Origin of the sequence: Parafrankia sp. EUN1f, from assembly GCF_000177675.1 — a bacterium.
GTDB lineage: Bacteria > Actinomycetota > Actinomycetes > Frankiales > Frankiaceae > Parafrankia.
Genome location: NZ_ADGX01000294.1, coordinates 1 through 4,334 on the forward strand (window position 1 = coordinate 1; position 4,334 = coordinate 4,334).

Here is a 4,334-nt window from a genome sequence, read left to right on the forward strand (position 1 = left end):
CCCCGCACCGCCTGCCCCGCACCGCCCGCGCCGCACCGCCCGCGCCGCGTCCTCGGGCCAGCACCGCCCCCTCGCCCAGGCCAGCCGTACCGGGCTCGGCAATAGGCTTACGTGGTGCGAGTCAGGCGGTGCGAGGGGCGGTACACCGGCCTCGCACGGTCCCCGGGGCTGGGCCGGCTCGGAGCAGCGGCGCGGCGCGGGCTGGGCTTCGCCGTGCCGACGGTCGCGCTGGCACTGCTCGCCCACCTGCCGACCGCACGTTCCACGGGCCCGGCAGCGGGCCGTGTGCTGCTCGTCCTGCTCATGCTTGCTGTTCTGCGTGCCGCAGCGGACCTCCTTCGTCCGCGGGCCGTTCGACCGCGGGCCGTTCGACCGCAGGGCGTTCGGCTGCAGGGCCTTGACGGCACGTGGTGGTCGGCGCGCGCCTCGACGGGTCGGCCTGCGCTCGGTGCCGTCGGCTCCGTTGCCGGGCTGCTGGCTGTGCAGGTGATGCTGCACGCGGCCTTCACGGCCAGGCCGACGCGAGCGCCGGCCGGCCAGCTGGCCGGGCTGTTGTGCGGGGCCGAGCGGGCCGCCGCGGCCGGCGGCGCGCCCTGGTTCGACGCCTCCCAGCTACGCGCGACGGCTCTCGCGGGCCGCCCGCCGGGATCCCTGATCGCCACGACCTCCACGACCGCGGCGGCCGGCGCTGCACGCCTCGGCCCGGCGCATCTCGGGGCCCTGCACCTGCACAGCCTCGGACCGGCGGTTCTCCTAGCGCACAGCCTGGCCGCCGCCGTGGTCTTCTGGTGGGCCCGTCACGGCGTCCGGGCCGTCGCCGCCGCCTGCCGGATCCTCGGTTCGCGGCTCCCCACGTTGCGCGCGGCCCACGCCCCGACCCTGACCAGACGACGGGTCGTCCGAGCGCCCGCACTGCGCGGGCCGCGTGTCCTGGAACGCCCCTGGGCCGCGGTCGCCTCGCGCGGGCCCCCGGTCGCCGGGTTCACAGCCCTCACAGCCGCCCGGCCCTGCCCGCGGTAGCCCCGCCTACCCCTCGGCCCTGCCCGCGGCCAGCCCCGCCTACCGCCCGGCCCTGCCCGCGGCCAGCCCCGCGTTCCGCCCAGCCGTGCCGGCCGGGCGCCGATCGGTCATGCCCGCGATGTCAGGTCAGCCCTGGCCGTCGTCGCCGGCACAGCACCGCCGCGCCCGCACGGACGGCGCCTCCCACCCACTGCTCTTCGTAGGAGTCAGGTGCTCACCTCCAGCAAGACGACATCCGCAACCGCCCTCACGGCCGACGAGGAGGCCACGGCCGCGGCCCGCGCCGGGCATTCACCGGGCCCCCGGCGAAAGGCCCGGCACGGCACGGGACGTCCTGGCCGGGTTCGGGCGGCTCTGGCCCTCGGGCTCGCCGTGAGCCTCGGCGCGACACTCGGCGCATGTTCCAGCGGTGGGGACGGCACAGGGGTGACGATCGTCGACGCCGGCGGAACCGGCGACGGGCTACACGGCGTTGTCCCAACAGAACGCTTCGCGAAGCCGGCTCTCGACCTGACCGACACCGACGGCCGCCCGTTCGACCTTCGCACCCGAACACAAGGGAAGATCACTCTGCTTTTCTTCGGCTACACGATGTGCCCGGACGTCTGTCCGACCACCATGGCCGACATCGCCGCGGCGCTGAGCGAGATCGACCGGTCCGTCCGGGACCAGGTCTCCGTCGTCTTCGTCAGCACCGACCCGGAGCGGGACACCGGTGAGGTCCTCGACCGTTGGCTGAAGGGGTTCGACTCGGCCTTCATCGGCGTCCGCGGGCCGTTCGCGAAGGTCCAGAACGTGGCGGAGTCGGTCGGCGTCCCGCTGGAGGCGCCGGAGGTCCAGGCGGACGGATCCGTCCTCGTGACGCATGGCAGCCAGGTCATCGCCTTCGGCCGTGACAACCGGGCGCGGGTGCTCTACCTGGCGGGGACAGCCGTCGCCGACTACATCGCGGACCTGCCCGTCCTGACCGCGGAGAAGACCGGGACCACCGCCGGCACCGACGACGACGCGGCCACGAGCACGGGAAGCACGGCGAGCCCGACTGACGCCCCGAAGGCCACGTCGAGGCCCACCGGCACCACTGCTTCCACGCCCACCGGCACGGCGGCGGCCACCAGCTCCGCGGCCCCGGCAACAGCGGCGGCAACAGCGGCGGCAGCGACGGCGGCAGCGGCAGCGGCCAGGCCGACTCCGGTGGCCACCGGATGAGCCTCGTCACCGCCCCCGCCAGCAACGCAACCGGCTGCTGCTCCGACTGTTCTCCACGGTCCTGCGGGTGGGGCTGGGTGCGGTCTGGCTCGTCGCCGGACTCCTCAAGGTCGACGACCCTGACGGCATGGTGCGCTCGGTCCGTGCCTTCCGGATCCTGCCCGAGTCTCTCGTCCATCCGGTGGCCTACGCCGTGCCCTTCGTCGAGATCGCACTGGGTGTGCTGCTGATCGTCGGGCTCACCGTCCGGCTGGGCGCGTTCGTGTCGGCCGCGCTGTTCGCCGTCTACATCGCCGCCATCTCGTCGGCGGCGGCCCGTGGCCTGCGCATCGACTGTGGCTGCTTCTCCACCGGCGGCGACCTCACCGCCGAGGCACCGACCCACTACACCGAGGAGATCGTTCGCGACAGCGCGCTCCTGCTGGCGAGCCTGTTGCTGGCCCGCTGGCCGGACGGCTTCCTCACGGTCGACCGGCTCCTCGACAGGACGTCACATCCGCCCCTCGACGACGAGGATGACCAGGTTCGGGAGGACTGATGGCAGGCAGCGATCCGGCAGGTGACGGCCCGACCGGCAAGCGCCCGGCGAGCGTGAGCGCCGCGGAGCGCCGCGAGCGGGTCGCGGCCGCGCGGCGCGCCGAGGCCGCGAAGGAGCGACGACGGCGCCAGCTCATCATCGGCTCCGTCGTCGCGGGCCTGCTCATCCTGGCCGCCGTGATCGGCTTCGCGGTCCAGAGCTCGCGGGAGGAATCGAAACCGGTGGTGCTGCCGTCGACAGCCACCGGCCCCGACAAATCCATCGTGGTCGGGCAGGCCAGCGCCCCCGTCACCGTCGACATCTACGAGGACTTCCAGTGCCCGGCCTGCGGCCAGTTGGAGAAGACCACCGGCTCGACGATCAGCGACCTCATCGACGCGGGCGACATCAAGGTCAACTACCACCTGATGTCGTTCCTCGGGCCCGAGTCGGTCCGGGCCGCGAACGCCGCGTCCGCGGCGGCTGACGAGAACAAGTTCAAGCCGTTCCACGACGCCCTGTTCGCCGACCAGCCCACCGAGCACACCGACGGCTACCAGAACGACACCCTGATCGAGAAGGGCGCCTCGGTCGGCCTCACCTCGACGGCGTTCGTGGACGCCGTCCGGAACGGAACGTACGAAGGCTATGTCGCGAAGGTTGACGAGAACGCCTCCCGGGCCGGTGTGACCTCCACACCCACCGTGCTGGTCGACTCCAAGCAGCTCTCCGCGGACCAGCTGACCCCGGACGGGCTGAAGGCCGCGGTGGCAGCCGCCAAGAAGAACGGCTGACGCTCCGCCGATCAGCGGCCGGCTACCTGCCGCCGGCCTCATGCCTCCACCTGGCGAGAACCTGAGGATTCAGGTCGTTCTGACGACCACGATCCTCAGGTCTTGCTCGACAGCAGCTGAGCCTCGAAGCCACCGTCGCGAAGATCAGAGGATCTTGGTCGTTCCGGAGCCCGTCGCAAAATGCCGAGAAGTGGCCGATCCGGGCCACCAACTTTGACCTGGCAGCCCACGTTCGTCCGTCAGCGGAGATCTCAGCCGTGTGCACCTGACTACCGATCTTGGTCGGCGCCATTTTGTTACAGGCTCTCCGGCGACCAAAATCCTCCAGTCTTGCTCCAAGGCCGCGTAGTTAAGTGATCTCGGTTGCTGTCAAGGGTGTTGAGGTCAGGGTGTAGGTCGCTCGGTCGGTCTTGTGGAGGAGCCCCTGGCGGGCCCACTGCGACATCCGGGTGCGGAAGCTGTTGATGTTCGTGACGTGGAGGATCCGGGCGATGTCCCGGCTGTGCCAGGCGCGGTGAGGATCGCCGCGCAGGAGGTCCAGGACGTCGGTCGCGGTGGGTGCCGGGCGGTGGGATGGCTGGTCCGGTGCTGTCGGGTCGGTGTCCGGTGGTGGCACGGCGGGCCGGGTGAGCGCCGGGGTGGCTTGCCGGGGTGGTGTCCGGTTGCGGTGGCTGGCCGCGGGTGTGGCGGGGGTGGCTGGGGGGTGGAGTCTCGGTGGTCACGGTCGCGATGCTGGTGGTGACCAGTGGCCGGTCGTCTCCGGCGGGCCGGGCGTGGTAGCGGGAGAGGGGGGG

At 72.4% G+C, this 4,334-nt stretch carries 5 protein-coding genes; 4 read left to right on the top strand and 1 reads right to left on the bottom strand.

Annotated features, from left to right (window positions below):
• The first annotated feature begins 114 nt into the window (after positions 1-114).
• The 4 genes from FREUN1FDRAFT_RS38050 to FREUN1FDRAFT_RS38065 all read left to right on the top strand — a co-directional run bounded on the left by FREUN1FDRAFT_RS38050 (position 115) and on the right by FREUN1FDRAFT_RS38065 (position 3,540).
• Positions 115-1,020, top strand: coding sequence for a hypothetical protein (locus FREUN1FDRAFT_RS38050; RefSeq protein ID WP_050796197.1), 906 nt, complete (start codon positions 115-117; stop codon positions 1,018-1,020).
• 210 nt (positions 1,021-1,230) lie between these two features.
• Positions 1,231-2,229, top strand: a complete 999-nt coding sequence (locus tag FREUN1FDRAFT_RS38055) for an SCO family protein (RefSeq protein WP_006545769.1) — start codon at positions 1,231-1,233, stop codon at positions 2,227-2,229.
• Between the two features lie 67 nt (positions 2,230-2,296).
• Entirely contained in the window at positions 2,297-2,767 is a 471-nt protein-coding gene (locus tag FREUN1FDRAFT_RS38060) for a MauE/DoxX family redox-associated membrane protein (RefSeq protein ID WP_006545770.1), read from the top strand.
• On the top strand, positions 2,767-3,540 hold the full coding sequence (locus FREUN1FDRAFT_RS38065; protein WP_006545771.1) for a thioredoxin domain-containing protein: 774 nt from the start codon (positions 2,767-2,769) through the stop codon (positions 3,538-3,540). Before FREUN1FDRAFT_RS38060 ends, FREUN1FDRAFT_RS38065 begins: the two co-directional genes overlap by 1 nt.
• A 349-nt stretch (positions 3,541-3,889) precedes the next feature.
• Here FREUN1FDRAFT_RS38065 and FREUN1FDRAFT_RS38070 read toward each other — a convergent pair whose 3' ends face one another.
• Positions 3,890-4,156: a hypothetical protein gene (locus FREUN1FDRAFT_RS38070; RefSeq protein WP_006545772.1), complete on the bottom strand. Its 267-nt coding sequence runs from the start codon at positions 4,154-4,156 to the stop codon at positions 3,890-3,892.
• Positions 4,157-4,334 lie beyond the last annotated feature (178 nt).